Consider the following 26150-nt stretch of genomic DNA (forward strand, 5'->3'; position numbering starts at 1 on the left):
CCACGACCACGACGATTGCGGGGGACCCGATCGTGACGGTGACCCGGGCTGCTGGTGAGCCGATCGTGACCGAGCAGGTCGTGCCCGCAGATCCCGAGGTCACCGTCACCGAGGGCGAGGCCTTCTCCGAGACCACCACGACGACCGCTCCCGCCGAGCCCGTGGTCACGGTCGAGCGCACGCCCACCGACAGCGTCGTGGTCGTCACCGAGGCCCCCGGCGCACCCATCGTGATGACTCAGACGCGGATCACCGGTAGCTGCGTGAGGAATCCCGGGCAGGGCAACCAGGCGAACGCCTGCTGAGCGCGGCCAACCACACCGGCCTGCCACGCACCCTCCGGGACCGCGCGGCAGCTCGGGCTTGACTGACGACGGGTGGGGACTCGCGGAGAGCCCCTACCCGTCGTCATCCGCGTCCTGTCCCGACGGGTCGATCAGCCAACCACCAGCCGACCTGCGTCACCGATGAGGCAGACACCGAGGCCGCGGCACGGGTCAACTCCGCGCCCTCTGCGTTGCTTCGGCCCTCGTTGACAGACTTACTGAAATTACCCTGCCTATCTGACGTTGTCCGGTCTGCCCGTCGAGAGGGTGGTCGTCGCCTGCGTCCATTCTTCGCCGTCAGGGGCCCACTGGCAGTCGCCGGCGGCGCACCAGCGCGGGCAGGGGAGGGCGACGGCGCCCGAGTCACTAGGATTGATCATCGGGTCGTGCACGGTTTGGGGTGACAGCATGGGGTCGTCGAGCGCAGCCTCGGCGGGCGGTCCTACGAACCCCTGGCTCAGTGCGACCTCGGTGCCGCGACGATCACCGACCTCATCGGACCGGCCGGGACGTGCGCGTGCGCGCGCCGCCTACCCACCGACCGGTGCGACGTCTCCTCAGTCTGAGCAGAGGCCGTTCGTGTCGGCTGGTGCCGGCCCCGCTTAGTCCACGGGTGCTTCGGTTTCGGCGCTGGGCGCCCCAGGCGGCACCCGGACCCGGGCCTTCTTGCGACGGTGCGGCGCCCGATTCAACCGGAGCTCTGCCGCCGGTGACAGCCCAATCGTCGGCACGGGCCGGCCGTGCGGGTGCCCGACCGCACCTGATGGACCCGCCCGTTGACGGGCCGGTGGCCATCGGCGAGCCTGCGGGTGTGGACCGGGATCGTCGGGTGACGGTGGCGGAGCAGGCTCGGTCCATCGCGGCGGCCTGGTCGCCGCCGGATGCGCCGCCCAGCTGGTGGCTGACCGCTGCGACGTTCACCGCGATCGCGGAGGACGATGAGCTGCTCAGCCTGGCTGCGGCGGTGCCGCTGGACCGGCTGCCGCCGCTGGTGCTCAGCGCCGCGCTCAGGTTCCACCTCGACGAGCGCGGCCCAGCCCGGCTGGCCGCCTACTATCCGCGACCCGGCGGTGGGCAGCCACCGCCGGACGAGGGATTCCGCCCGGCGCTGCAGGCCTTCGCCCGGTCCGAGGCCTCCGTCCTGGCCCGGCTGTGCCGTGAGCACCGCTACCAGATGAACGAGGTGGGCCGGTGCCTGGATGTGGTTCCCGCGCTCGCCGCGATCGCTGCGGAGGACCCGCGGCCTCTGGCGCTGGTCGACCTTGGCACCGGTGCTGGCTTGGGCCTGCACCTGGACCGCTACCACTACACCTACCGCCTCCCCGACGGCACCGAGTCGAGCGCCGGGGACGTGCGGTCGCCGGTGCGGCTGTCCTGCTCCGTGCGCGGCAGAGGGCGACCGCCGGTCCTGCCTCGGCTACCCGCCGTAGCGCTCCGACTCGGCGTCGACGCCGAGCCGCTGGACCTCACCGACGCTGCCACGGCGCGGTGGTTAGCCGCCTGCGTGCCGCCGGAGGTCGGCGCGGTCACCCGGTTCGCCGCCGCCGTCGAGGTGGCCCGAGCGCACCCCGCGCCGGGCCTGCGCGGTGATCTCGTCGAGCTGCTGCCCACGGTGGTCGAGGAGGTTCCGCCGGATACGCTGCTCTGCCTGGTCGACACCTATGTGCACGTGTTCCTGCCGCCGGAGCGCCTGTCCGCTTTCCGGGAGGCAGTCGCGCGGATCGGGCAGGTCCGCGACGTGGAGTGGATCTCGGTCGACCCACTGGTCCCGCTGGGACCGGCCGCGACCGGGACGGTGCAGGGCCTGAAGGTCCCACCGACCTGGCTGCGGGACAACCGCGACGGCGGCGTGTTCGGCGTGATCGGCCGGGTGAACATCCGGAACGGGGTGCGCCGCGGCACCGTTCTGGGCCGGGCCCACCCCGGCGCCGCGTGGTTGGAGTGGACCGCGGCGCCCTGACGGTCACCAGCTCGGCAGGCTCTCGGGGTACAGCACTGTGCCGGTCGCACCCAGAGGTCGGTCGCGGGGACGGCCGTCGACGTCGGCCGCATTGACCATCACCACCACGCCCGCCTCCTCCGGCAGCTAGAAGACCTCCTCGCAGGTGACCACCCGCTCCCGCGCCGGGATCGCCGCGCTCAGGCAGTTCAGCAGCGACATCTAGCCGCTACGGCATGGGTCACTCCGCGTAGAGACCTCCCGGGCCGGAGCAGCTCACTTCTCCTGGGGAGCGACGAGCACAACCTCTCGACGAGAAATCCATGCCCGAGACGCCGGTCCCCGCCGCTGACGTGGGTCGGTCTCGGGCAAGCCGTTGCTGACCGGGAGGCCGGGGACTCTGGCGACCTCGGTCGAGCAGCCGCGCCGACGCAGGGAGCGCGCCAGCAGCGGCGAGCACCGAAGATGGGGGTTTTATAGGGTTCATAAACCGCTGGCGAGGGTCATCATCGCGTTGACCAGGAGTTTTGCTCCCCCGATTGGACTCGAACCAATAATCTGCGATTTTGTGGTCGCTCGACTGAGCAACGCTGCGCACGTGCGCAGCCATGGCACAACATCCTGCGATGCGATGTTCCCGTCGGCACCATCGTGACCTCAAAACTTGTGTCCACATCCTGGAGTCACGAGGTCACCCGGTAAGCAGGTGGCCGGAGGGACAACCGGAGAAGCGCTGCAGCGGGGCGGCGACGCTCGATCCCATGACGATGCGAGCAGCGCAGGGGCGAGACATCGACCGGGGCCCCCTACTCACCGTCGCGCAGGCCGGTGAGTTCCTCGGCACCGGGGAGCGCTTCGTCCGCCGGCTGATCACCGAGCGACGGATTGCTTACGTCAAAGTGGGCAAGTATGTGCGCCTCGAGCGCGCCACGCTAGACGCCTTTGTGGACGCCGGCCGCGTCCACAGCCAGCGGTAACGAAGGCGGACAACCGCCGACGCTCCCGACAGAGTCGCGGCATGACCAAGCGAACGTTTGGGTCGGTCGACCGGCTCCCGAGCGGCCGCCACCGGGCTCGGTACCTCGGCCCCGATGGTCAGCGGCACACCAAGATCTTCAACAGCAAGGCTGACGCCTGGGCCTGGCTGGCCACCCAGCAGACCGACCTCCTCCGCAAGAGCTGGCGAGCACCGAACGCCAGTAGCCGGACCGTCGGCGATTACGCCCAGGAGTACCTCGCCCGCAACGACCTCCGCGAGGGCACCCGCGTCCTCTACGGGGGCCTGTGGCGTCACCATCTCGCCACGCCATGGACGGACGTCCCCGTCGACGAGGTCACCCCCGCCGCCGTCCGCTCCTGGCACGCCAAGGCCGGCCGGACGACAGGCCCAACGGCACTGGCGCAGGCGTACCAGCTCCTGCGGGCCATCCTCAACGTCGCGGTCGCCGACGAGGCCATCGCTTCCAACCCCTGCCGGTTGCGCGGCGCCGGCACACCGAAGGCCTCCCGGCCGTCCCGCGCACTCACGGCGACAGAGGCCTTGCAACTGGCCGAACAATTGGGGCGGGACCGGAGAACCGAGCGCTACCGCGCACTCGTGCTCGTGCTGGCCTTCGGCGGACTCCGGTTCGGCGAGGCCACCGCGCTGCGGCGCTCCGACGTCCGAGGGAACGGGCTGCTGCGTGTCGAGCGCTCGGTTCGCCGCGTGGGCGGACGGTGGGTCGTCGGCGAACCCAAGACCGACGCCGGACATCGCACCGTGGCCCTGCCCGCCGCCATCGCGGCGGTACTGGAGGACCACCTGGAGAAGCACGTCCCCACTTCTCCGGACGCGCTCGTGTTCTCCACCAGTTCCGGCGGCTACCTGGCCCGCAGCAACTGGAACTCGACCTTCCGCCGCGCCGCCGACGCCATCGGCCTGCCCGCAGTCCGACCGCACGAGCTCCGCCACACCGGCGCCACCCTCGCCGCGGCCACCGGCGCGACCACCAAGGAGCTCATGCGCCGGCTCGGCCACTCCTCACCCGCCGCCGCTCTCCTCTACCAGCACGCCGCCGACGACCGCGACGCCGACATCGCCCGAGCTCTCGACGCCATGCTTGGTGCCATCAGCGAGACGAAGGCCAACGACATCAACAAGCGGCCGGAGTGACGCCGGCCGACAGGCGATTGGTCACATAGTGGTCACGCAGGCCATCTCGTACACTCAAACAAGCCGCTGACCAGCGAGGACTAGTTCACAAGATCCTGCCTTCCAAGCGGGCCGTGCGAGTTCGCTCCCGTCACCGCTCCACGTGTACAGGGTCGGCAGGCGGCGCGACCTCAAAGCCGCTGATGTGGATTTCCATCAGCACAAAGTGACGGAACACATCGTCGCTGTGATGGCGCGAATAGACCCTTGGGCGCGCCCCGCGCGTGTCGTACATGGGAAGTCTGATGCGCCTTGCGGCGCGGCCTCGCCTTCCTACCGTCGAACCAGACCAGCAGGACCAAAAGTGAAGCGCAGGTGAGCCAGCGGGCTGACCACGGCACGGGGCAGCCTCTGGCCGGCGGACAGCGCACTGGTCCGGGTGACTGATGCGCCGCCCGCCCGGCGGCTCGGTCGGCCAATAGGCGGAGCCCGTTCGCGCCCGCGTAGATGCTGACCTGGACTGCCGGCAAGGCGCGGGACCCAAGGAGGAAGGCGACATGACAACTGAACGGTTCTCCCTACTGCCCAAGGCATCCATTTCTCTCGGCCTACAGGCTCACCAGCGCCCAGAGCTCCGCTCCCGCATGGCCGCCGCCCGCGCCTCAGGAATCACCAGCGCCGAACCCGAGCAAGAATGGCGGAACGGTGTTCCGGCCGCCGCAATCGTGGAGGCCCGAGATGCAGCTGGAGTGGCGGACCGGGTGAAGGGGGACGGCGAGGTCCTGCGGCTGTCACAGAACTTTCTGTCGGTGCGCGCTGACGTGGAGACCCTTGCCCGGCTGACCGAGGTCGCCGAGGTCCGCCGCGTGCAGACGAAGAAGCTGTCACAGCCGCACCTCGACGCGGCGCTGCCCGACATCGGGCTGGTAGCCCCGCAGACTGGCCAACGCCCGTTTGCCGAGGACGGGGAGGGCGTGCTCGTCGGGATCGTCGACTCCGGGTTCGATCTCTCCCACCCGATGTTCCGCGACGCCAATGGCCAGCTGCGGGTCGAGGGCCTGCTCGACCAGAGCCTGGCACAGCCCCGCGAGTTCAGCACCGGCCAACTCGAGCAGGGCTGGGCCAGCGGCAGGGGTCCGGGCGCGGACGAGAACGGCCACGGCACGCACGTCGCGGCCATCGCCGCCGGGTCGAGGTTCGGCGCGCTGGAGGGCGTTGCGCCCGGCGCTCGCTTGCTCTTGGTCAAGACGAACTTCCGCGACACGGACACCGCGGTGTCATGGGTCTTCCGGAAGGCAGGCGCACGGCCGTGCGTCGTCAACCTCAGCCTTGGCCACCACTTCGGCGCGCACGACGGGACGGACGCCGAAGAACGCCTGCACGGCCAGCTGACGGGTCCGGGCAAGATCATCGTGGTCTCCGCCGGCAACGAGCGCGGTGACGACATCCACATCGGTGGCAGGTTCCACCCCGGCCAAGCCGAGCAGGTCCCCTTCGACCTGCAACGCCAGTCCGACGGAACAGCCTTCGCCGTGCTGACGCTCTGGCACGCTCGCGCGGACCGGTTCGCGATCTCGCTCGTCACACCGGCAGGCGAGGTTATCGACGAACCGCCGAGCGGAAGCGCCATCCGACGAACCTTCGCCGCCGTCGCGATCGACCTCGCGCAGCAGCGCTACCGGCCCAGTGATCTGATCGAGCACCAGATCGCCCTCGACGTACGGGCACAAGCCGGCAACGGTGAACTGCGTGGCTGGCGAGTGCGAATCAATTGCCGGGCGGCGACGATCGGCCGCCTCGACGGCTGGTTCAACAACAGCGGCTTCGCCGCGTTCCGGGCGCACGCCATGTCGGAATCCGCCCGCACCGTCGGACTGTCCGCCACCGGCGATGGCTGCCTGGCCGTCGCCAGCCACGTGACCCGTAACGCATGGGACAGCGACTCAGGGCCGATGCAGGACGCGCGCCTGGTCCCGGGCCGGACCAGCGCCTTCAGTAGCCTGGGCCCGTCGCGCGATGGGCGGCAGAAGCCGGACGTCTCGGCACCGGGACAGATGGTCACGGCGGCGCTCGCACAGGGCAGTGAGTCCGCCGCCGACGACCGGTTCGCTTCTAACGGAGACCAGCTGCTCACGATCGCGGGAACCAGCATGGCCGCACCGGTGGTCACAGGTGCGGTGGCAATGCTGCTGCAGCAGAAGCCTGATCGGAACCTGGGCGACGTGCGTGACCTGCTGAGAGCCAGCGTGCGGCGCGACGTGCACACCGGTCCGGGGCCGTGGGATCCCGCCTACGGCCTCGGAAAGCTGGACGTCGCGGCAGCCCTGCGGGCGACGTAGCCTTTGAGCACTGCCAGGGTCTCCGATCCGGCCCGCGCGAGTGAGGAGGGCCGAGAGTGACCTCCAACGAGAGAGAGTGGTTCTTCGGCGGTCGGCAGTCCGACGTCGACGTCGTCCTGGAGCCGCTGGAGGGGTTCACGGCCGAACAGGTGGCGCAGCGACTGCGAGACGAGGGTGCCTCGAACGTCGAGGTGCTCTCCCCGGGGTTCATCTCGGCACGGGCGGCGCACGAGACCGTCGAAGCGCTTCGACCCGTCGCCACCGCACGTCCGAAGGCAACCAAACAGCTGCATCGGCTGGGACCCGCGCCCGAACGACGGACTCCCCGGGGCTGACGCAAGACGACCTGGCCAACGGTTCACGCGGAGGCTCGCGCTCAGATGAGGCGGCTGCCGCGGACAGGGCTGCAGTACAGATGGGCCCCCCGGGTGACCGCGCTCACTGCCCGGCGAGACCGGACCCGGGGACGGCCCGGGACGACGTCCCGGAGCGCCGTCGACGAACTGAAGGCTGAGGCACGCCGAAGGCACGGCGCGGGGGCGCATAGGCTGTCCGAGCTGCACGGAAGGATGTCAGGAGCCTTTCCCTTCCAAGCTGACTGTGCGGGTTCGATTCCCGTCACCCGCTCTACTGCGGTGTCGCGGGACACCGTTCACGGGTGCCCCGCGACACTGACCCAGGCCGCTCACGCGGCCTGATCGCCCCTACCGAACCGAGTCAACTCAAGTGGGGCAGTCCCGACGGTCTGCCAGTGGCCATAGGCCGGCGGCAGGTCCCGCCAGGGCGCCCCGGTCCGGGTGCGCCAGAGGACCCCGTCGACCACCGGGCGGTGATCGCCCCAGCGGCCTCCTCGCCGCGGAGTGCGGTCGGGCAGCAGCGGCTCGAGCACCGCCCACTGCTCATCGGTCAGGTCATGCCGGTCCTGCATCCACCTGCCCTACACCCGCGGCGAGCAGATCCGCCAGACAGGCCCTAGACGCGCGGTGGCAGCACCTTGCGCTCCTGGAGCACGCGGATCCAGTGCCGGAACGACTCCTCGGTGTCCATCACATCGCAGAACCCGTGCTGTTTGATCTTGACAGTGCTGACGAACGCGAGCGGCGGGCTCTCGGTGGCTCCATAGAGGAAGCAGAAGTCGGCGTAGTGGTGCGACTCCCCCAGCAGCTCCTGCATGCTGATCCTGCGCAGGCCGTGCTTGCCGACGATGCGATCCCACACGTCCGCCTTGGACGGCAGGTACTCCGCCATGCTGAGCGGCTCGTCGGGGCCCACCTCGACGCCGAGCTCCTCGGCCAGGGCCGGCCACAGGTCGTGCCACTCGAACACTTCGCCGTTGGTGAGGTTGTAGTGCTGCCCGTCGGCCGTCGGCTCCGTGGCGGCCCAGCGGATGGCGTTCGCGACGATGCGGGTGTCGACCGCCTCCCAGACGAAGGGCGTCCCGCCCGGGAAGGAGAACGGTCGGCCCTCCTCCTTGCAGATCGCGGCGTAGGCCCCGATGACCGGCGGCAGGTTCATCACGACGCCGTAGTTCGGTCCGACGATGAGCTGCGGGCGGAAGATCGTGTACCGCAACCCGCGCTCGGCGGTCTTCTCCTTCAGGTAGTCCTCCTGGAGCCAGTAGAAGTTGGCGTGCTCGTCGCGCGGGTACCGTTCGCGGGCCGGTACCCGCATCGGGTGCACGTGGATCCCGTACGCCTTGGTGCCCTGCAGCAGCGTCACGTGCTCCAGGGCGTCGTCGCCGGACAGCGGCTCGATGAGGTTCTGCAGCATCTCGAGGTTCGTCTGCATCTGGTCCTCCTCGGTCCACCCGGCGACCAGGCCCGGCTTCTCGTAGACCGCTGCGTAGACGACATGGCTCACGTCCGCGATTCCGGTGAATGCTGCCTTCGAGGCGCTCTGGTCCTGCAGATCCACCGGGAGATGCGTGAAGGGCTTGTCGCTGAAGACCTCCGGCTTGCGCCGCGACACCGCGACGACGTCCCAGCCGTCGTCGAGGAACCGGTCCACGACGGCGGCCCCGACGAGCCCGCTCGCTCCGGCGACGAGGACCTTGTGCGTCATGGCGCAACTCCTAGAAGGCATGACGGGGAGCGCAGAGTCGCTCGCGTAGAGCTTGACAACCGTTAAGCGAGCGCACGTTCGGCCCCACTGTGGCCTACATCACACTCTCGGCCGATTCAAGCGGTGTCAAGAGCACCAGCGCCAGGACTCGTGCAGCAGACCCGAACTGCTCGGGTGGCCGGGCCGAGCGCCGCGTCTCCGTGCGATGACTGCGCAACAGCGTCTCCAGGGTCCACGGGGAGCCGTTCGGTCACCGTTCGCCTTGGCTGCCCGTGCAGTCATCCGTCGTCGCGACCGCTGCCTCGTGACGAGGCCACGACCCGCACCCGTTCCGCGGCCGTGAACCTCGGCTCTGGCGGGTCGGGCTTGGTGGCTGCAGCCTCGCCTCGTTGAGTCCTGTCTTCCCCGCAGAGGTTGGGACCCTCAGGCCGAGTGCGGCGCTCAAGTGGTCGGCATCGCGCTCGCTGGCTGGCCGGCTTCCGTGAGCCGAGTGCGGAGCGCTGTCATGGGGAAGTACGCCCGGACTGCGGTGATGACTCCGTCCGCCACGTCGTAGGACATGGCGTAGGGGATGCGGACATGGGCTCCGTGTGCCGGTACGCCTGCAAACTCCCCGATCTGCCTGCTGTCGAAGACTGCCTCGATCATCGCAGTCCCATCGCCACAAACCAGGCTCACGAGTTCTGGACGGGCATCGAAGACTCGGGAGTGGAGGCCGATGATCAGGTCTCGAACCGCCTGCTGTCCGTGAGTTCCCTCGCCGGTCTCCGTGGTCGTCCAGACGACGTCCGGGGCGAAGAAGCGCTCGAACTCCGTACCGTCGAGCAGGGCCCGTCCTCGTCCAGACGTTCTCGTCATTGGAGGACGCCAGCGACGCCGCCAACGACGAGGCCAGCGCCGCTCGATCTGTCCGGGGAACTGCTGATGTCGCCGGAGCCGCGGCAATCGCACGAAGATGTGGCGGTCACGTCCCGCCCGGAGGCGGCGGTCACCTCACCGCGCGGCGCTGGGAAAAGTCGGCGGTCGCTTGGCGACGAACGCATCGACGCCCTCCCGCCCATCCGCGCCGTCGGCGCAGGCGCGGATCGACAGGGTCTCGCGGCGGAGCGCCCCCTCGGCCCAGGGCACGGCAACCTCGCGGAGCAGTCGCTTCGCGGCGACCTGGGCGGTACGCGACCCCGCGAGCAACTGGGCGAGGACGCGATCGGCAGCGGCCTCGAGGTCGGCGTCCGGGTGCACCTCGGCGACCAGCCCTGCGGCCTGTGCCTGCTCGGCTGAGAGCACCGGGTTGAGCAGGGCCAGGTGCAGTGCCCGGTGCAGGCCGAGCGAGGCGGTGAGCAGCGAGCTGCCGCCGTCCGGAGACAGGCCGAGCTTGGTGTAGGCGAGGGTGAAGCGCGCGGACTCTCCCGCCAGGACGACGTCCGCTGCAGCTGCCAGCGCCACGCCGGCGCCCGCAGCCACCCCCTGTACGACCGAGAGCACGACGGCGTCCATGCGGTGCAGGTCGCTGATGGTCCGGTGCAGGGTCTCGGCGAGGTCGTCGACCAGCCGTTCTCGGTCGTCCGCCGCGGCGAAGGAGCCGACATCACCACCGACGCTGAACGCGCGGCCCTCACTGCGCAGCACGACGACGCGGGCGTCGTCGTGGCGGGCGCGGCGCACCGCCCCCTGCAGCTCCTCCGCCGTCTCGGGATCAAGCGAGTTCCCCCTGCCCGGAGCGGCCAGGGTGATGCGGGAAGCGCCCGCGCCGAACTCGTAACGGACCGGGTTCACGCGCCGCTCTCCAGCGGCTCGAGGAACAGATCGGCCTCCAGCCGGTTACTGCCTGGCACGGTGCGATACCCCTCGAGGTCGGTGACGCCCTCATGGGCGAGGACCTCCTCGTCGACGAAGAAGTTGCCGGTGCAGCTGCGAGGGTCGCGCACCGGCACGGCGTACGCCGCGTCGGCCATGATCGCCGGGGTCCGCGAGCCGGCCAGTGCCTCCTCGCCGCCCAGCAGGTTGGCCACCGCCGCGGTGGCGATCGTGGTGCGCGGCCACAGGGAGTTCGCCGCGATCCCGGCCTCGCGCAGCTCCTCCGCCAATCCGAGGGTCACCAGGCTCGTCCCGTACTTGGCCATGGTGTAAGCGAGGTATGCGCCCGCCCACTTGGGCCTCAGGTCCAGCGGCGGCGACAGGGTCAGCACGTGCGCGTGCGCGCTGCGCTCCAGGTGCGGGATCGCGGTCTTGGACAGCAGGAACGTGCCGCGGGCGTTGATGTCCTGCATGAGGTCGTACTTCTTCATGTCGATCTCGCGAGTGGGCCGCAGGTCGAGCGCGCTGGCGTTGTTGACGACGATGTCGATGCCGCCAAACCTGTCCACGGCCGCGTCCACCGCCCGCGTGACGTCGTCGTCGTTGCGGACGTCGCCGACGACCGCCAGGGCCTGGCCGCCGGCTTCCTGGATCTGCGCCGCGGCGGTGTGCACGGTTCCCTCGAGCCGGGGCTGCGGTTCTGCGGTCTTCGCGAGGAGGACGACGTTCGCTCCGTCCTGCGCCGCTCGGGTGGCGATCGCCAGCCCGATGCCGCGGCTGCCGCCCGACATCAGCAGGGTCAGCCCGGCGAGCGTGGTCATGGCCGTGCCTCCCGGGCGGTGCCGCGGGACTCGGCCGCAGTCCGGCCGGGGGGTAGCACAGGCGTGCGGCCGATCTCGGCCTTGGCGATCGACCGGAGGTGTACCTCGTCCGGGCCGTCGAACAGCCGCATTGCGCGGTGCCAGCCGTACATGGACGGCAACGGGGTGACGTCGGTGACGCCAGCGCCACCGTGCACCTGGATCGCTCGGTCGATGACCGCGGTGGCGGCCCGCGGGACGGCGACCTTCGCCATCGCCACCAGGTCACGGGCCGCCTTGTTGCCCGCCGTGTCGATGACGTGGCTGGCTCGGTGGCACAGCAGCCGTGCCTGCTCGATCTCGAGCCGGGACTCGGCGATCTGCTGCTGCACGACGCCCTGGTCGGCGAGCGGGCGCCCGAAGGCGACCCGCGACCGTGCCCGCTCGACCATCAGTGCCAGGGCGCGCTCGGCGGCACCCAGCGCGCGCATGCAGTGGTGGATGCGGCCTGGACCCAGTCGCGCCTGGGCAGCCGCGAAGCCACCTCCCTCCTCCCCCACCACGTTGCTCACCGGCACCCGGGCTCCGTCGAAGACGACCTCGGCGTGCCCGTGCTGGTCGTGGTGGTTGAACACCGGGAGGTCCCGGACGACCGTGGCCCCGGGTGTGTCCAGCGGCACGAGGACCATGGTCTGCTGCCGGTGCGGCTGCGCCGCGGGGTCGGTCTTCCCCATGACGATCAGCACGGCGCAGCGCGGGTCGAGGGCGCCGCTGGTCCACCACTTCCGCCCGGAGATGACGTATTCGTCGCCGTCGCGCTCGATCCGGGTGGCGATGTTGGTCGCGTCGCTGCTGGCCACGTCGGGCTCGGTCATGGCGAACGCGGACCTGATCTCACCGGCCAGCAGCGGCTCCAGCCACCTCTGCTTCTGCTCCTCCGACCCGAGCAGGTGCAGCAGTTCCATGTTCCCGGTGTCGGGCGCCTGGCAGTTGATCGCCTCCGGCGCCAGGTCGTTGCTCCAGCCCGACAGCTCCGCGATGGGCGCGTACTCCAACTGGGTGAGTCCGGACTCCGACGGCAGGAACAGGTTCCACAAGCCCCGCTCCCGCGCCTGTTTCTTGAGTCGCTCGATCACGGGCGGGACGTCGTGGTCGTCGGGGCCGGCAACCCGGCGGTGGGCGAGGTACTCCTCCTCGGCCGGCAACACCTGGTCTCGCATGAAGGCGAGCATCCGTTCGTGCAGCTCGGCGGCGCGGGACGAGGGCGCTGGGAGGAAGTGGTCGGCGCGGACTTGGGTCACGACATCCTCCAGGGACGGAGAGCTGACCGCCGGGCACGACTGCCCAGCGGCGGGCGGTGCCATCGGGTCACGTCGTGCCGCTCAGTGCGGCGTGGCCGCGCTCGACCAGGGGGGGCACCAGGTCGCCGAGGCGCTCGAAGCCCTCGCCGATCGTCAGGCCCTGCTGGGATCGAAAGTGGATCCCCTCGAAGATCGCGGCGATCTTGAAGAACGCGAATCCGAGATACCAGGGCAGCGGCTCGAGGTCGAGGTCGCTGTGGCGGCCGTACGCCGCAAGGAGGTGGTCACCACCGGGATAGCCGGGCACGTCCGCCGGGACGGCCGCGACGGGGCTGTCCAGGCCGCGCATCCCGTCCCACCACACGAGCGTGGACGCGAGATCGGTCAGCGGGTCGCCCAGGGTGGCCATCTCCCAGTCGAGGACCGCCACGATGTGTCCGAGCACGGAATCGACGACGACGTTGTCCAGCCGGTAGTCGCCGTGGACGATCGCGGCACTCTGGCTGTCCGGGATCCGCATGGCCAATCGCTCGGCCAGGCGAGTGAGTTCGGGCAGGTCGCGGCTGTGCGACGACTCGAGCTGGCGCCGCCACCGGCGCAGCTGGCGCTCCAGATAACCGTCGGGCCGCCCGAGGTCGCCCAGGCCCACCTGCTGCGGATCGAGTCGGTGCAGTCGGGCGAGTACGTCGACCAGCTCGTCCGCCAGCGCGGTTGCGGCGGGAGCGTCCAGGCGCTCCAACTGCGCCCGTTCACGCAGTACCTGCCCGTCGGCGTACTCCATGAGGTAGAACGGCGCGCCGATCACCTCCGCGCCGGCCAGCAGCAGGGGCCGGGGCACCGGTACGTCGGTCGGCGACAGTGCCGCGAGCAGCCGGTGCTCCCGACCCATGTCGTGGGCGGTCTCGAGCACGTGCCCCAGCGGAGGCCGACGCAGCACCCAGCGGTCTCGCCCGTCGGTCAGCAGGTAGGTGAGGTTGGACCGCCCGCCGGCCACCAGCTGCGCCGACAGCGGCCCCTGCAGCAGTTCCGGGAGCGTCTGCCGGATGTGTTCCTCGAGGGCCGCCAGGGGGAGACCGGGTGGGTCCTCCCCCGTTCCCGGCCGCTGGTCCGCCTGTGCGCCGGTCACCGTCCGACGCCACCCGCGGCCGACCGCCCCGGCCGCTCCCGCGCTGCGGGAGCCGGCACACGATCCAGCACGTACGACCCGGGGGCGGGTTCGAGCGGAGGATGACCGTCGCTGCCCAGGTCGGCCGGTGCGGGCCGCTCCTCACCGGAGCGCTCGAGCACCCACTCGGCCCAGGCCTCCCACCAGCTTCCCGTGTGCTTCTCGGCGCTCGCCTGCCAGGTCTCCGAATCCGTGCCGGCGGCCCTGCCACCGGCCCAGTAGGTCGCCTTGGGGTTGCCGGGCGGGTTGACCAGGCTCGCGACGTGTCCGGCGTTGCTGAGCACGAAGGTGCTCGGTCCCGACAGCAGCTGGGTCGTGCGGTAGCAGCCCTTCCAGGGCGTGAGGTGGTCGTTCACGGCCCCGGTGACGAAGGTCGGCACCTCGATCCGGGAGAGATCGACCGGCGTCCCGAGCACCGAGACACCGCCCCGCCGGATCAGGGTGTTGTCGCGGAAGATCCCGAGGAACTGCTCGTGCAGCCGGGCGGGCAGGTTCGTCCCGTCGGCGTTCCACGCGAGGATGTCGAACACCGGCGGGTCCTCGCCCATCAGCCACTGGTTGATGACGTAGTTGAAGACGAGGTCGTCGGGTCGCATCCAGGCGAACACGGTCCCCATCGAGCGCGCGGAGATGATCCCCTTGCGCCGGCTGTCGCGCTGGGCGAGCTCCAACAGGCGCGGCGCGGAGAACGCCCCGATCGGCGCCTCGCTGTCGAAGTCGAGCAGCGTCACGCCGTAGGAGGCGCTGTGCACCACCGGGGCATCGGTCTGGGCGAGGTGGCTGAGCACCGTCGACATGAGGATGCCGCCGGCGCAGAAGCCGATGGTGTTGACGTCGTCGGAGCCGGTGATCTCCCGGACCGTGTCGAGTGCGGCCACGATCCCGCGGCCGTAGTCGTCCATGCCCCAGTCCGCCTGCTCCGGCTGTGGGTTGCGCCAGCTGAGCATGAACACCTGCAGGCCCTGGCTCACCGCGTACTCGACGAAGCTGCGACCGGGCCGCAGGTCGAGGAAGTAGTAGCGACCGATCGGCGGCGGGATCACCAGGACCGGCCGCCGGCGCACCGTCGGGGTGCTCGGCGCGTACTGGATCAGTTCGGCCACCTCGGTCCGGTGCACGACCGCGCCGGGCGTGAGAGCGAGGTCCTGACCCACCGTGAAGGCCGTGCGGTCGGTCTGCGACGGCATCCCGCCGTTGTGCCGGACGTCGTGGGCGAGGTTCTTCAGTCCGCGCAGCACGCTGGCGCCTGCCGTGTCGAAGGCGTGCTTGAGCGCGGCGGGGTTTCCGAGAGTCGTGTTGGTCGGCGCGAGCGCGCTGGTCAGCGCGTTGACGGCGAAGCGGGCCCGCTCGACGTCGTGCCAGTCGATCTGCTGCGCCTCGAGATCGTCCACCAGCCGGCTCGCCGCGCCCCCGGCGGCCAGGTAGAGCTGCCCCACGCGCCGGTAGACCGGGTTCTTCGACCATGCCGGGTCGCTGAAACGCTTGTCCTTCGGCGACGGCAGGTGCTCGTCGGTGCCGCGGGCGATCTGCACGGATTCGCGAGCCAGGCGCGTGGCCTCCCTGCTCACCGGCCCGGCCTGCGCCAGCGCGAGGCCGAGACCGCGCAGGAAGCCGCCGACCGACGGGATCGCGACCGCCTCGCCGTTCTCGACCGCCTCCACGGCGTCGGTCTCGTCGTGCGGCACGTCCCCCCGGCTGTCGTCCCGGCCGTCCGACGCTCTGCCCACGTCCGCGGTCATCGTTCTCCCCCCTCGCTCTCCGGAACTCGGTGTCGACGGCGCGGCGGTCAGCCGACGATCACGACCTCTTCGACGAAGGCGGTGGGCAGCCGTTGCGCGTCGGCGAAGTTGTCCAGGTCGGCGATCGCAGCCGCGAACTCGGGTGACGCCGCCGCGACACCGAACGCGTCCTCGTCGGCGAAGGTCAGGGTGGCCACACCGAGGAACGGCGGGTCGCCCTCCGGGGCCGCGATGGCGTGCTGCTGCACGTAGCGCTGGAGGCCCGGGATCTTCGCGTCGATCGGGCCGTGCGTGTCGCGCCAGTAGCGCAGCGCCTCGGCCCGGTCGAGGCCGGCCTTCTCGTACACCACGAAGGTCACCTTCAGCACGGCCTGCTCCTCACTTCTCATTGGGAACGAGGACGCCGCGCCCGATCATGCGGCCCTCGTCGAGCGCGTGCAGGGCGTCGTTGACGCCCTCCAGCGGGAAGGTCGTCGTGGTGAGCGTGACCGCGCCGCGGGCGGCGAGCGCCACCAGCTCCACGAGCTCGTTGTAGTTGCCGCAGATGTTGCCGACGAAGCTCGTCTCGGGGAACAGCGCCTGGCTCAGGATCTCCACCTCCAGCGTGGCCCCGTAGCCGACGAGGAAGTCGACCCCGTTGGCGCCGAGCAGTTCGACACCGTCCTTCTCCGCGCCGCCCTCCCCGACGTAGTCGATGACGACCTCGGCGCCGGCGCCGTCGGTGAGGTCGCGCACCTCGGCGACGTGCGAGCGGTCCTCGCGGGCGAGGACGACGTGGTCGGCGCCCCAGCCCCGGGCGTGCTCGAGCGCCTCGGCGTTGCGGTCCACCACGATGATCTCGGTCTGCGACAGTGAACGCAGCGCCTGGATGCCGATGTGCCCGAGGCCTCCCGCACCGAGGACGACGGTCCGGCTCCCCGGGACGGCGAACGGCAGGGCCTTGCGCACGGCGCGGTAGGCAGTCAGCCCGGCGTCCCCGAGCGGGGCGACGTCGACCGGTGTCAGGTCGCCCTTGAGCGGAACGACGGCGCGGGCGTTGGTCTTGACGTACTCGGCGAAGCCGCCCGGGGCGAACAGGCCCGGGAACACCCCGGCCGTGCAGTGCATGTCATCGCCCGCCCGGCAGGCGTGGCAGTACCCGCACGTCGCGAGCGGGTGCAGCAGGACCGCGTCGCCGACGGCGATGTGCTTTACGCCCTCCCCGACCTCGGCGACCCAGCCCGCGGTCTCGTGCCCGCAGACGAACGGCAGGTCGATGCCGGCGGCCTTTTGCGCCGCGTCGAACTGGCCGTCCCACATGTGGATGTCGGTGCGGCAGAAGCCGGCCGCCCCGACCCGGACGATCACGTCGTCGGGGGACTCGATCGTGGGATCGGGGACCGTGTCGAGGGCGAAGTCGTGGCGGTACTCGGTCAGCAGGGCGGCTCGCATCGTGTCTCACTCCCGTGGCGCGGCGGATGGGTGGCGGTGGCGGGAACGGGCCGGCAGTCGGGCCGCGCCGGCCCGGTTGAGAGCTACTCCCGCAGCTCGCGGCGCAAGATCTTGCCGGTGACCGTCTTGGGCAGCTCGTCGATGATCTCGACCTGCCGCGGGTACTTGTAGGCGGCCATCCGCTCCCTGCAGTGCGCGATCAGCTCCTCGGGGGTGACCGTGGCCCCGGGCTTCACGCTGACGAACGCCTTCACCGTCTCGCCGCGCTTCTCGTCGGGCACGCCGACGACGGCGGACTCGCGGACGGCCGGGTGCTCGGCCAGCACGTCTTCGACCTCGCGCGGCCAGACCTTGTAGCCGGACGCGTTGATCATGTCCTTCTTGCGGTCGACGATGAAGATCCAGCCCTCGGGGTTCATGAAGCCGACGTCGCCGCTCTTGAGCGCCCCGCCGGGCAGGCTGGCCGCGGTCTCCTGCGGCTTTCCCCAGTAGCCGGCGACGACCTGCGGGCCCTCCGCGACGATCTCCCCGACCTCCCCCAGCGGCAGGTCCTGGCCGTCCTCTCCCTGGATGCGCACGATCGTGCTGGGCACGGGGACGCCGACCGACAGGGCTCCGGAGGTCGGGTCCACCGGGGACGGCGCTCCGAACGGCGTCAGCGTCATCGGGCTGGTCGTCTCGGTCAGCCCGTAGGCGTTGTGCACCTGCTTGCCCGTCTCGGCCAGGAAGGCCTGCTCGGCCGTGGGTGAGATGGCCGCCCCGCCGGAGTAGACCGAGGTGAAGGAGCTGAAGTGGTCCTTGCTGAACTCGGGGGATCCGAGCAGCGCGTTGAAGGCGGTGATCGCGCCGATCGTGTACGTCGGCCGATGCTCGAGCAGGGCGTCGAGGACGACCTGCGGATCGAACCGGTAGGCCAGCACGAGCGTGGACGGGGCGAGGAAGCTGACGGCGATGTGCCCGATGAGGCCGGTGATGTGGAACAGCGGCGCGATCCCGAACACCGACCCGCCGGGGGCGAACCGGGCCCAGTCCCGGTACACGGATGCGGTGAACACGACGTTGCCATGGGTGTTCATCGCCCCCTTGGGCACTCCCGTCGTCCCGGAGGTGTAGGTGAGGAAGGCGACGTCGTTCGGGGTGAACTGGACCGCCGGCGGCGTCTGGCCTGCGTGCTGCTGCAGCAGCTCGGTGAAGTCCGTCGTCCCGTCGTGGCGCTGCCGGTTGACGCCCTTGAACAGCCGTTCGTCGTTGCGGCTCTGGTACTCCAGCTCGCTGGTCGTCAGCACCACGGTGACGTCGGTGTCGGGCACCACGCCGCGGGCCACGTCGTCGTAGAGCGTCTCCAGGCAGACCAGCACCGTCGCGCCGGAGTCCTTGAGCAGGTAGGAGAGCTCGCGGGTGCGGCTCATCGGGTTGATCGAGACCATCACTCCGCCGGCCTTCCAGGTGCCGACCATGCAGACGAGGAACTGCGGCACGTTCTGCAGGTAGACCGCGAGCCGGTCACCGCGGCCGAAGCCGTTGGCCAGCAGGGCGCTGGCGAGGGCATCGCTCTGCTCGTCGAGCTCGGCGCGCGTCAGCACCCCGTCGAAGTACTTCACCGCGGCGCCGTCCGGATCGGCGGCCACGCCCGCCCGGAACATCTCCAGCGCGTTGCCGTACTCGAGCTGCTTGTCGGCCGCCTGGTCGCCGTACAGGCCGAGCCACGGGCGCTCGTCGTAGACGCTCATGGCGGGCCTACTTGATCGCGAGGGGGTTGACGGGTGACCCGCTGCCCTGGGCGACCTTCAACGGCGCGGCCGCGTAGAAGAACTCGTAGCGACCGTCGTCGGCGCAGTCGTCCGCGAGCTTCTCCAGGTCGGCGATCTCGGTCAGCGTGACGCCGAGGTTGCGCATGAGCGCGCAGTGCAGGGGCAGCGCCACACCGTTGTTCGGGTCGTAGGTGACCTCGTTGGCGATCGTGTCGGTGACCAGGTTCGGGATCTCCATGTCGGCGAACCACTGCACGAGCTCGGGGCTGTACACCAGGCCCGGCTCGCAGAACCCCTCGTAGAACTTGTCACCCAGTTCGAAGAACAGCTGCAGGAAGTTCGTGCGGATGACCAGGATGTCGCGCTTCCGGAGCTCCACCCCCTGGGCCTGCGCGCAGGCCAGCAGGTCCTCGTGGGTGAAGGTCTCCGCGGCCTCCAGGGTCGGCTTGCCCCGGAAGCGGGCCATGTCCAGGAGGACGGCGCGGCCGACCACACCCCGCTGGGCGATCGGCTCGACGCTGGCCTTGTCCAGACCCCCGATCGTCGTGCGGGCGTCGTAACCGTTCCAGATCTTGCCGTCGTACCAGACGTGCCCCAGACCGTCGTACTGCGTCGAGCCCTGCAGGAACGCATTGATCTTGTCGTCGGCGTAGTGCAGACCACCGGGGAAGGCCGGTCCGCTGCCGCCCTCGTCCCAGTCACCCTCGTCGAGGATCTGCGTGCGCTCTGCCGGCGTCCGGCCCGGCCAGACAGGGTCCCCCTTCGGATCGCCGATGAGGCGCTGCAGGGTGAAGACCTTGCCCGAGCGGATCAGCTGTGCGGCGGCCAGCACCTGCTCCGGACCCAGGTAGTTCAGCGCGCCCACCTCGTCGTCCGGACCCCACTTGCCCCAGTTGCTGGGTGCGTCCTTCAAGACCTCGCCGACGGCAGGAACGGTGGTCTCGGTCATGGGTCCTCCTGGACATTGCGGCATCCACGGCGTGACCGCGGGCGGACGGCTGACGAATGCACTGTGATCCAGGTCATACTCGTGGCCGGTCCGCGAGGCAACCGAGGGACCGATCTCTGGGACGTGGCGCGGCGGCAGCGTCCCGGACCGCAGGCCGCGATCCGTCGTCATGCGCATGCCGGGCCGGCGCCGGTCGGACGCGGCCCTTCCCGTCGGCCGCGCTCGACCTGGCGTCGGCGCTCGGGCAGACTGCGTCCACTTGCGGATGCCGACGAGCATCAGCCTCGTCGTCCGACGGACGAGCCTCGCTCGAGGAGGACGCAGGTGGCCCACACCCAGCCGCAGGATGGGCCGGGTGCGCCTCCGGTGCTGTGGCAGCCGACAGCGGCCGACCGGGAGAGCAGCCGGGTCGTCGAGTTCCTGCGGTGGCTCGAGCGTGAGCGCGGCCTCGCCTTCGCCGATTACGACGACCTCTGGCGCTGGTCGGTCGAGGAGCTCGAGCACTTTTGGGACGCTGTGTGGCGGTTCTTCGCCGTGCCCGCGTCTGACCCCTACTCCGCTGTCCTGAGCGACCGGGCGATGCCCGGGGCGCGCTGGTTCGAGGGATCACGGCTCAACTACGCCGAGGCCCTGCTGTCCGGAGCGTCGGGCGACCGGCCCGCCCTCATCGCGGTCGCGGAGGAAGGGCCACCTCGCGAGGTCTCGCGGAGTGAGCTGCGGGGTCAGGTCGGGGCGCTCGCTGCCGCGCTGCGCGACCTCGGCGTGGGACCCGGGGACCGGGTCGCGGCCTACCTCCCCAACATCCCCGAGGCGGTGGTGGCGCTGCTCGCCACGGCGAGCCTCGGGGCCGTGTGGACGTCGTGCGCCCCCGATTTCGGGCTGCGCAGCGTGGTCGACCGCCTGGGTCAGGTGGAGCCCACGGTGCTCATCGCCGTCGACGGTTACCGCTGGGCCGGCCGCGAGCACGACCGGCGCGACGTCGTCGCGCAGCTGCGCGCGGCGATGCCCTCCGTCCACACGTTGATCATCGTGCAGTCCCTGTATCCGGACGCTCCACTCACCCCCTCCGAGGACCTGCCCTATTCGGATCTCGTCGCGCGGCCGAGGGAGCCGGTGTTCGAACAGATGGACTTTGCAGCTCCGCTGTGGGTGCTGTTCTCCTCGGGGACGACCGGCTTGCCGAAAGGCATCGTGCACGGCCACGGCGGCATCGTCGTCGAGCATCTGAAGGCCCTCGGCCTCTGCCTGGACCTCCGGCCGGACGACACCTTCTTCTTCCCCAGCTCGACGAGCTGGATGGCGTGGAACTTCCTCGTGGGCGGCCTGCTGCACGGCAGCACCGTCGTCCTCTACGACGGCAGCCCCGCGCACCCTTCCCCTGATGCCCTCTGGCAGGTGGCTGCACGGACGGGTGCGAGCGTGCTCGGGATGGGCTCGGCGTACGCGGCCGCGTGCGCCAAGGCCGGTGTCGTGGTGCCGGGCGATACGCGTGCGCGCCTGCGGACGGTCATCCCCACCGGATCCCCACTGCCCCTCTCCGGCTGGCAGTGGCTCGGCGACCAGCTGGGCCCGCAGGTCCGTATCGACTCCATCTGCGGCGGCACGGACGTCTGCACGGCATTCTTCGGCGGCAGCCCGTTGCTACCGGTCTGGCAAGGGGAGATCTCCGGCCGCTGGCTCGGCGTGGCCGCGGCGGCCTACGACCCCGACGGGCGGCCGCTTGTGGGCCGGGTGGGTGAGTTCGTCCTCACCGCACCCATGCCGTCGATGCCGGTCGGGTTCTGGCGGGACCCGGAGGGGGCGCGGTACCGGTCCTCGTACTTCGAGACCTTCGACGGCGTCTGGCGGCAGGGCGACTGGATCACCCTCACCGAGCGGGGCAGCGTCGTCGTGTCCGGCCGCTCGGACGCGACGCTTAACCGGGGCGGCGTGCGGTTGGGCTCGGCCGAGATCTACGGCGTCGTGGAATCGATGCCGGAGATCACCGACAGCCTCGCGGTTGGGATCGAGCTTCCCGATGGCGGCTACTCCCTGCGGCTCTTCGTCGTCCCGGCTGCCGGTGTCGAGGTCGACGCCGGCCTACGGGAGCGGATCGTGCGGGCGTTGCGGCAGGAGTTGTCCCCGCGACACGTTCCCGATGAGATCGTCGCCGCCCCAGGGGTGCCACGGACGCTCACCGGCAAGAAACTCGAGATCCCGGTGAAACGGATATTGCAAGGCACGGATGTCGATGCTGCCGTCTCCGACGGCGCGGTGGACCGGCCGGACCTGCTGTCGTGGTTCGCGGCCCCGACTTCCCCTGAACCCCGCCCGAGCAGGTGACCGTCACGGTCGGGTGCCGGCTCCTCGGGGAGAACGGCGATCACCTCCCCGGACAACCTGCCGCGGCGGCTACCTGAACAGCCTCGAGTCGAGACTTGGCGCGTCGGGACCGGACGGCCGCCGCTGGGCCCTCACCGATACGGGAGGTGCTCGCCGCCGAGGTAGGTGTGCTCGGTGAAGGTGAACAGCGTCGACCCCGACCGGCCGACCGAGAGCCTGCTGACGGCGCCGTTGACCGCACCCGGTTGAGCGCCGCCAGTCCGGCCGCGCCGGTACCGAGCAGGTCGGCGCAGACGGTCGCGATGACGCCGGCCGAGGTGAAGACGACGGCGTCCTGGCCCTGCTCGAGGCCCTGCACGAGCTCCCGAAGGGCGCGGGCGACGCCACCGGAGAACGCGGGCCAGCCCCCCTCGTCGCCGTGCTCGACCCAGGCGGTCAGCGCCGAGTCGAGCAGGACCTGGAACTCACGCGAGCTGCGGGGTTCCTCGCTGCCGTGCGCAGCCGCGTACCGACGGACCAGGTCGATACGGTCGTACTCGTCCCACCGCGGGTCGATCCGGGGCTCGATCCGCTCACTGTGCGGGTTCGATTCCCGTTACCCGCTCCACCGTGGCGTGTCGCGGGAGACTGTCCACAGGTGTCCGCGACACCGTTCACGTTCGGGCAGTGCGCCATGACCCTCATCCTTCTGGCCGATGAGAGCCTTCGTCAGACCCGGCGCGGGCAGGCAGGGAATGGCAGCCCGCGCGAGCGACGCCGGCATGGGCGTCAGACGTCCGGATTCGGCTGCACCATGGCGGCCAGAAGAGCGACGGTGAGCGTCGGCTTGCGGCAGACGACGTCGTGGCATGATTGTGGCATGAGTAGAACACGGCTCAGCACTACCGTCGATGAAGATCTCCTCCAGGCCGCTCGACGGGTGCGATCCGGTGACACCGACGCCGCCATGATCGATGAGGCGCTCCGTGCGCTGGTGGCGCGCCACCGTTCAGCCGAAGTCGAGTCGAGCTACACCGCGTACGACGAACACCCCCTCGACGAACCGGACGAGTGGGGTGACTTGGCGTCGTTTCGCGAAGCAGCCGCACGGTCGTGACGACGCTCCCCACGCGCGGTGAGGTCTGGTGGTGCGAGATGGCCCAGATCGGGCGCCGCCCGGTCGTCGTCCTCTCCCGCGACGCAGTGATTCCCCGACACCGGCGCGCACTCGTCGCACCGTGCACCACCACGATCCGCGGCCTCGTCAGCGAAGTCGGCCTCGAGCCCGGCGAGGACCCGGTACCCCGCCGCTGCGTGGTCAACATGGACTCGGTCGAGAGCGTCTCCGTCGCGATCCTCGTTGAGCGGCTCGGACGGTTGGCCGACACGCGCATGCGGCAGATCTGCGGAGCCCTCGCCGTCGCGGTCGACTGCGCGGACTGACGCTGTCTCGGTGGAGGAACCCACCCGGAAACATCGCGGGATAGTGGCCATGCCGTCGGCCACCGTCCCGCAGGACCGGCCCGGTGAGCCGTCCCGGACGGGGAGGACAACAGTGACTCGCTCCTCCGGGCCGGCGTGGGGCAGCCATGGCGCCGCGAACCGCAGCACTCGACTGGCCGCTGGCTGAGCGACAGCGAGGAGCCGCTCCTCCGGGCCGGCCATTGGCGCTGAGGCACGCGGAAGGCACAGCATGCGCCTGACTTCACGCTGACCAGCGTGTAAGGACGTCAGGAGCCTTACCCTTCCAAGCTGGCCATTCCGGTTCGATCCCGGTCACCCGCTCCACGCAAGGCGCAGGTCGATAGGGGCTTTGAGGTCTTTGAAAAAGCTCCGAGAAGCCTCTCTGAAGGGTCCGTTCCAGACCCTGGAGACTCCGGATTCCGCCAGTGATCTGCGATTGGGCACGCTGGGCAGCTGGATACGGCCAGGTGGCGTTCCTCAGCAAGCTCGGGCGGCTTCCGTCTCGAGCGCTCGGTCCGACGCGTGGGACCCCTGCCGAGGCGCAGTGGGGGCGGCCAGGTCAGGCAGCCTTCCGGGTGCTCTTCGCCAGCACCTCGTCGGACTTGTCCAGCTTGACCAGGCGGCGCTTCTTGACCGTGTAGCCCGGCGGGAGCGTCCCCTCGGCGAGGGCGCGGAGGGGACACCGCTTGCAGCGCGGCTTGTCCTGGCAGCACTTCTTCTTGGGCATGCGCACCGACTTGGCCACCCGGTGAGGCTAGCCTGCCCTTCTCAGACGATCCACGGGCGCCGGCGGGTCACCGGATAGCGTTCGGTGACCGCCACCGCACACATCCGGGAGTCCCGATGGCCGCCCCCGCCTTCGTCGAGCTGCTCAACACGCAGATCGGCAACGAGTTCGCCGCGCACCAGCAGTACGTCGCCTGCGCCGTCTACTTCGACCAACTGACCATGCCGCGGACGGCGCAGCTCTTCTTCGACCAGGCGCTGGAGGAGCGCGAGCACGCCATGATGATGGTCCGCTACCTACTCGACTCCGACGCACCGGTGCGCATCCCCGCCGTCCCGGCCCCGGTCAACGAGTTCCCGGACGTCGTCGCGCCGGTCGCCCTGGCGCTGGAGCAGGAGAAGCGGGTCACCGAGCAGATCAACGCGCTGATCGGCACCGCGCGGCGGGAGAACGACTTCGCCTCCGACCAGTTCATGCAGTGGTTCATCAAGGAGCAGATCGAGGAGGTCAGCAAGATGAACGACCTGCTCACGATCGTGAAGCGCTCCACCCACGACCTGGAGACGATCGAGGACTACGTGCTCCGGGAGGTCAAGGCCGAGGCCGCCGACCCCACCGCGCCACCGGTCGCGGGGGCCTGATCCGAGCGCCGCGCAGAGCACCCACTGGCTCGGACGAGGCGCAGCGGTCGCCGCCGAGCGCAGGCCCGTGCGCGTCGGTGCGGCCGCGGACCCCGCGCTCGTCGCTGCCCTGCTCTACACGACGACCCGACGGCGCCACCGGCGATCAGTGCGGCATGCGGATGATCGGCTTGACGACCTCACCGCTGTGCGAGGCCTCGACGGCGTCCGCGATCTCCTCCAGCGGGAAGTACTGGACCAGCCGGTCGAACGGGAACCGCCCCTGCACGTGCAGGTCCATCAGGGCCGAGATCAGCGCCTGCCCGCGACCACTGCCACCGAGCGTGCCGCGGATGGTCTTGCCCCACAGCGTGCTCAGGTGGTCGGCGGTGAACTCCGCCCCCGCCGGTGCGCCGCCGATGAGCAGGGCGGTCCCGAGCATGCCGACCGAGTCGATCGCCTGCCGCAGCACCGAGAGGACCCCGGTGCAGTCCAGGGCCGCGTCGGCCGGGCCACCGCAGATGTCGGTGACCGCGCCGACCGGATCGGTGTCCGTGGCGTCGATCGTGTGGGTGGCGCCCAGGTCGGTGGCCAGCCGCAGCCGCGAGGCGTGCCGGTCCACGGCGATGATGGTCGTGGCCGGTGAGCACCGGGCCGCCATCACCGCGGCCAGCCCCACTGTCCCGGCGCCGTACACGACGATCGAGGAGCCGGGCTCGGGGCGGATGGTGTTGAGGACCGCGCCGGCGCCGGTGGCGAGCCCGCAGGCCAGCGGCCCCATGAGCTCGACCGGCAGCCCCTCCGGGATGGGCACGAGCGACGATGCCGAGGTCATCGCGTAGGTGGCGAACGACGACTGGCCGAAGAAGTGGCTGGACAGCGGGTCACCGTCCGGGGTCCGCAGCGACGAGCCACGACCGCCGGGGCGCTGCCCTGCGGCGACGAGCTCACCCAGGCCCAGGCAGTAGCGCGGCTCGCCTGCCAGGCAGTTGCGGCACTGCCCGCAGTAGGGCCAGCCGAGCACGACGTCCTGACCCTCGCGGACGCCCGTGACGCCCTCGCCGACCGCCACGACCGTCCCGGCACCCTCGTGACCCAGGACGCCGGGCAGCGGGAAGGGCAGGTCGCCGTCGCGGGCGATCCCGTCGGTGTGGCAGTAGCCGGTCGCAGCGACCTTGACGAGCACGTCGCCCGGACCGGGCTCCTCCAGCTCGACGGGCCGGACCACGAAGGGACCGTGCAGCTCCTCGACGACCGCGGCGGTGATCCTCAAGACCGGCTCCTCGTGACGGGGGCGTGTGCCGACCGGGCC

At 70.6% G+C, this 26150-nt stretch carries 25 protein-coding genes; 10 read left to right on the top strand and 15 right to left on the bottom strand.

Annotated elements, in window-relative coordinates; translation table 11 throughout:
• The 4 genes from BM414_RS20495 to BM414_RS20510 form a co-directional block, all read left to right on the top strand.
• The coding region (locus BM414_RS20495) for a hypothetical protein (RefSeq protein WP_217644842.1) at positions 1 to 305 on the top strand (305 nt) is incomplete at its 5' end.
• An 850-nt stretch (positions 306 to 1155) separates the two neighbouring features.
• On the top strand, positions 1156 to 2286 hold the full coding sequence (locus BM414_RS20500) for a DUF2332 domain-containing protein (RefSeq protein ID WP_175551711.1): 1131 nt from the start codon (positions 1156 to 1158) through the stop codon (positions 2284 to 2286).
• A 740-nt stretch (positions 2287 to 3026) separates the two neighbouring features.
• Entirely contained in the window at positions 3027 to 3242 is a 216-nt protein-coding gene (locus tag BM414_RS20505) for an excisionase family DNA-binding protein (protein ID WP_217644843.1), read from the top strand.
• A gap of 41 nt (positions 3243 to 3283) precedes the next feature.
• Complete coding sequence (locus BM414_RS20510; RefSeq protein WP_093582470.1) at positions 3284 to 4417, top strand: site-specific integrase; 1134 nt, start codon at positions 3284 to 3286, stop codon at positions 4415 to 4417.
• Between the two features lie 130 nt (positions 4418 to 4547).
• On the opposite strand, the gene BM414_RS29560 is transcribed toward BM414_RS20510, so the two are convergent.
• A complete protein-coding gene (locus BM414_RS29560; RefSeq protein ID WP_175551712.1) occupies positions 4548 to 4691 on the bottom strand; it encodes a hypothetical protein in 144 nt (47 codons plus the stop codon).
• A 349-nt stretch (positions 4692 to 5040) separates the two neighbouring features.
• Here BM414_RS29560 and BM414_RS20515 point away from each other — a divergent pair, with 349 nt between their 5' ends.
• A complete protein-coding gene (locus BM414_RS20515; RefSeq protein WP_175551713.1) occupies positions 5041 to 6735 on the top strand; it encodes a S8 family serine peptidase in 1695 nt (564 codons plus the stop codon).
• Positions 6736 to 6791: 56 nt separating this feature from the next.
• Complete coding sequence (locus BM414_RS20520) at positions 6792 to 7070, top strand: hypothetical protein (protein WP_093582474.1); 279 nt, start codon at positions 6792 to 6794, stop codon at positions 7068 to 7070.
• Between the two features lie 350 nt (positions 7071 to 7420).
• Here the strand turns inward: BM414_RS20520 and BM414_RS20525 are convergent, their stop codons facing one another.
• From BM414_RS20525 to BM414_RS20580, 12 genes are all read right to left on the bottom strand, one after another.
• Positions 7421 to 7663 carry a transposase gene (locus tag BM414_RS20525; protein WP_093582475.1) on the bottom strand — a complete coding sequence of 81 codons (243 nt, stop codon included), beginning with the start codon at positions 7661 to 7663 and terminating at the stop codon, positions 7421 to 7423.
• A gap of 44 nt (positions 7664 to 7707) precedes the next feature.
• Positions 7708 to 8796, bottom strand: coding sequence for an SDR family oxidoreductase (locus BM414_RS20530; RefSeq protein WP_093582477.1), 1089 nt, complete (start codon positions 8794 to 8796; stop codon positions 7708 to 7710).
• A gap of 441 nt (positions 8797 to 9237) precedes the next feature.
• A complete protein-coding gene (locus tag BM414_RS20535; RefSeq protein WP_093582479.1) occupies positions 9238 to 9654 on the bottom strand; it encodes a nuclear transport factor 2 family protein in 417 nt (138 codons plus the stop codon).
• 135 nt (positions 9655 to 9789) lie between these two features.
• Positions 9790 to 10569, bottom strand: a complete 780-nt coding sequence (locus BM414_RS20540; RefSeq protein ID WP_093582481.1) for an enoyl-CoA hydratase-related protein — start codon at positions 10567 to 10569, stop codon at positions 9790 to 9792.
• Positions 10566 to 11411, bottom strand: a complete 846-nt coding sequence (locus BM414_RS20545; RefSeq protein ID WP_093582483.1) for an SDR family oxidoreductase — start codon at positions 11409 to 11411, stop codon at positions 10566 to 10568. The genes BM414_RS20540 and BM414_RS20545 overlap by 4 nt, the downstream gene beginning before the upstream one ends.
• A complete protein-coding gene (locus tag BM414_RS20550; RefSeq protein WP_245784869.1) occupies positions 11408 to 12691 on the bottom strand; it encodes an acyl-CoA dehydrogenase family protein in 1284 nt (427 codons plus the stop codon). Before BM414_RS20550 ends, BM414_RS20545 begins: the two co-directional genes overlap by 4 nt.
• A 67-nt stretch (positions 12692 to 12758) precedes the next feature.
• Entirely contained in the window at positions 12759 to 13817 is a 1059-nt protein-coding gene (locus BM414_RS20555; RefSeq protein ID WP_093582487.1) for a phosphotransferase family protein, read from the bottom strand.
• Positions 13814 to 15583 carry a PHA/PHB synthase family protein gene (locus BM414_RS20560; protein ID WP_245784870.1) on the bottom strand — a complete coding sequence of 590 codons (1770 nt, stop codon included), beginning with the start codon at positions 15581 to 15583 and terminating at the stop codon, positions 13814 to 13816. Before BM414_RS20560 ends, BM414_RS20555 begins: the two co-directional genes overlap by 4 nt.
• Positions 15584 to 15642: 59 nt before the next feature.
• Positions 15643 to 15963, bottom strand: a complete 321-nt coding sequence (locus BM414_RS20565) for an EthD family reductase (protein WP_217644844.1) — start codon at positions 15961 to 15963, stop codon at positions 15643 to 15645.
• 10 nt (positions 15964 to 15973) lie between these two features.
• Positions 15974 to 17026, bottom strand: a complete 1053-nt coding sequence (locus tag BM414_RS20570; RefSeq protein WP_093582493.1) for an NAD(P)-dependent alcohol dehydrogenase — start codon at positions 17024 to 17026, stop codon at positions 15974 to 15976.
• A gap of 83 nt (positions 17027 to 17109) precedes the next feature.
• Positions 17110 to 18756, bottom strand: a complete 1647-nt coding sequence (locus tag BM414_RS20575) for an AMP-binding protein (RefSeq protein ID WP_093582495.1) — start codon at positions 18754 to 18756, stop codon at positions 17110 to 17112.
• 7 nt (positions 18757 to 18763) lie between these two features.
• The gene (locus tag BM414_RS20580; RefSeq protein WP_093582497.1) at positions 18764 to 19726 is read right to left on the bottom strand and encodes a cyclase family protein; all 963 of its coding nucleotides are present in this window, start codon (positions 19724 to 19726) and stop codon (positions 18764 to 18766) included.
• 81 nt (positions 19727 to 19807) lie between these two features.
• On the opposite strand from BM414_RS20580, the gene BM414_RS20585 reads away from it, so the two are divergent.
• From BM414_RS20585 to BM414_RS20595, 3 genes are all read left to right on the top strand, one after another.
• A complete protein-coding gene (locus BM414_RS20585) occupies positions 19808 to 22048 on the top strand; it encodes an acetoacetate--CoA ligase (RefSeq protein ID WP_245784871.1) in 2241 nt (746 codons plus the stop codon).
• A 637-nt stretch (positions 22049 to 22685) separates the two neighbouring features.
• The gene (locus BM414_RS31470) at positions 22686 to 23144 is read left to right on the top strand and encodes a type II toxin-antitoxin system VapB family antitoxin (protein ID WP_281246768.1); all 459 of its coding nucleotides are present in this window, start codon (positions 22686 to 22688) and stop codon (positions 23142 to 23144) included.
• Complete coding sequence (locus tag BM414_RS20595) at positions 23141 to 23470, top strand: type II toxin-antitoxin system PemK/MazF family toxin (protein ID WP_093582499.1); 330 nt, start codon at positions 23141 to 23143, stop codon at positions 23468 to 23470. Before BM414_RS31470 ends, BM414_RS20595 begins: the two co-directional genes overlap by 4 nt.
• A 580-nt stretch (positions 23471 to 24050) precedes the next feature.
• Here BM414_RS20595 and BM414_RS20600 read toward each other — a convergent pair.
• Entirely contained in the window at positions 24051 to 24236 is a 186-nt protein-coding gene (locus BM414_RS20600) for a hypothetical protein (RefSeq protein ID WP_093582501.1), read from the bottom strand.
• A 98-nt stretch (positions 24237 to 24334) separates the two neighbouring features.
• On the opposite strand from BM414_RS20600, the gene BM414_RS20605 reads away from it, so the two are divergent.
• Positions 24335 to 24859, top strand: coding sequence for a ferritin (locus BM414_RS20605; protein WP_093582503.1), 525 nt, complete (start codon positions 24335 to 24337; stop codon positions 24857 to 24859).
• A gap of 145 nt (positions 24860 to 25004) precedes the next feature.
• Here BM414_RS20605 and BM414_RS20610 read toward each other — a convergent pair whose 3' ends face one another.
• Positions 25005 to 26111, bottom strand: coding sequence for an NAD(P)-dependent alcohol dehydrogenase (locus BM414_RS20610; protein ID WP_093582505.1), 1107 nt, complete (start codon positions 26109 to 26111; stop codon positions 25005 to 25007).
• Positions 26112 to 26150 lie beyond the last annotated feature (39 nt).

The organism is Geodermatophilus amargosae, assembly GCF_900116515.1.
Lineage (GTDB): Bacteria > Actinomycetota > Actinomycetes > Mycobacteriales > Geodermatophilaceae > Geodermatophilus > Geodermatophilus amargosae.

Bases quoted from the DNA above. Each gene is read 5' to 3' on its own strand.
- BM414_RS20515 (WP_175551713.1), top strand. From the start codon at position 5,041: ATGGCCGCCGCCCGCGCCTCAGGAATCACCAGCGCCGAACCCGAGCAA.
- BM414_RS20545 (WP_093582483.1), bottom strand. From the start codon at position 11,411: ATGACCACGCTCGCCGGGCTGACCCTGCTGATGTCGGGCGGCAGCCGC.
- BM414_RS20580 (WP_093582497.1), bottom strand. From the start codon at position 19,726: ATGACCGAGACCACCGTTCCTGCCGTCGGCGAGGTCTTGAAGGACGCA.
- BM414_RS20505 (WP_217644843.1), top strand. From the start codon at position 3,027: ATGACGATGCGAGCAGCGCAGGGGCGAGACATCGACCGGGGCCCCCTA.
- BM414_RS20530 (WP_093582477.1), bottom strand. From the start codon at position 8,796: ATGACGCACAAGGTCCTCGTCGCCGGAGCGAGCGGGCTCGTCGGGGCC.
- BM414_RS20525 (WP_093582475.1), bottom strand. From the start codon at position 7,663: ATGCAGGACCGGCATGACCTGACCGATGAGCAGTGGGCGGTGCTCGAG.
- BM414_RS20605 (WP_093582503.1), top strand. From the start codon at position 24,335: ATGGCCGCCCCCGCCTTCGTCGAGCTGCTCAACACGCAGATCGGCAAC.
- BM414_RS29560 (WP_175551712.1), bottom strand. From the start codon at position 4,691: ATGTACGACACGCGCGGGGCGCGCCCAAGGGTCTATTCGCGCCATCAC.
- BM414_RS20575 (WP_093582495.1), bottom strand. From the start codon at position 18,756: ATGAGCGTCTACGACGAGCGCCCGTGGCTCGGCCTGTACGGCGACCAG.
- BM414_RS20570 (WP_093582493.1), bottom strand. From the start codon at position 17,026: ATGCGAGCCGCCCTGCTGACCGAGTACCGCCACGACTTCGCCCTCGAC.
- BM414_RS20535 (WP_093582479.1), bottom strand. From the start codon at position 9,654: ATGACGAGAACGTCTGGACGAGGACGGGCCCTGCTCGACGGTACGGAG.
- BM414_RS20510 (WP_093582470.1), top strand. From the start codon at position 3,284: ATGACCAAGCGAACGTTTGGGTCGGTCGACCGGCTCCCGAGCGGCCGC.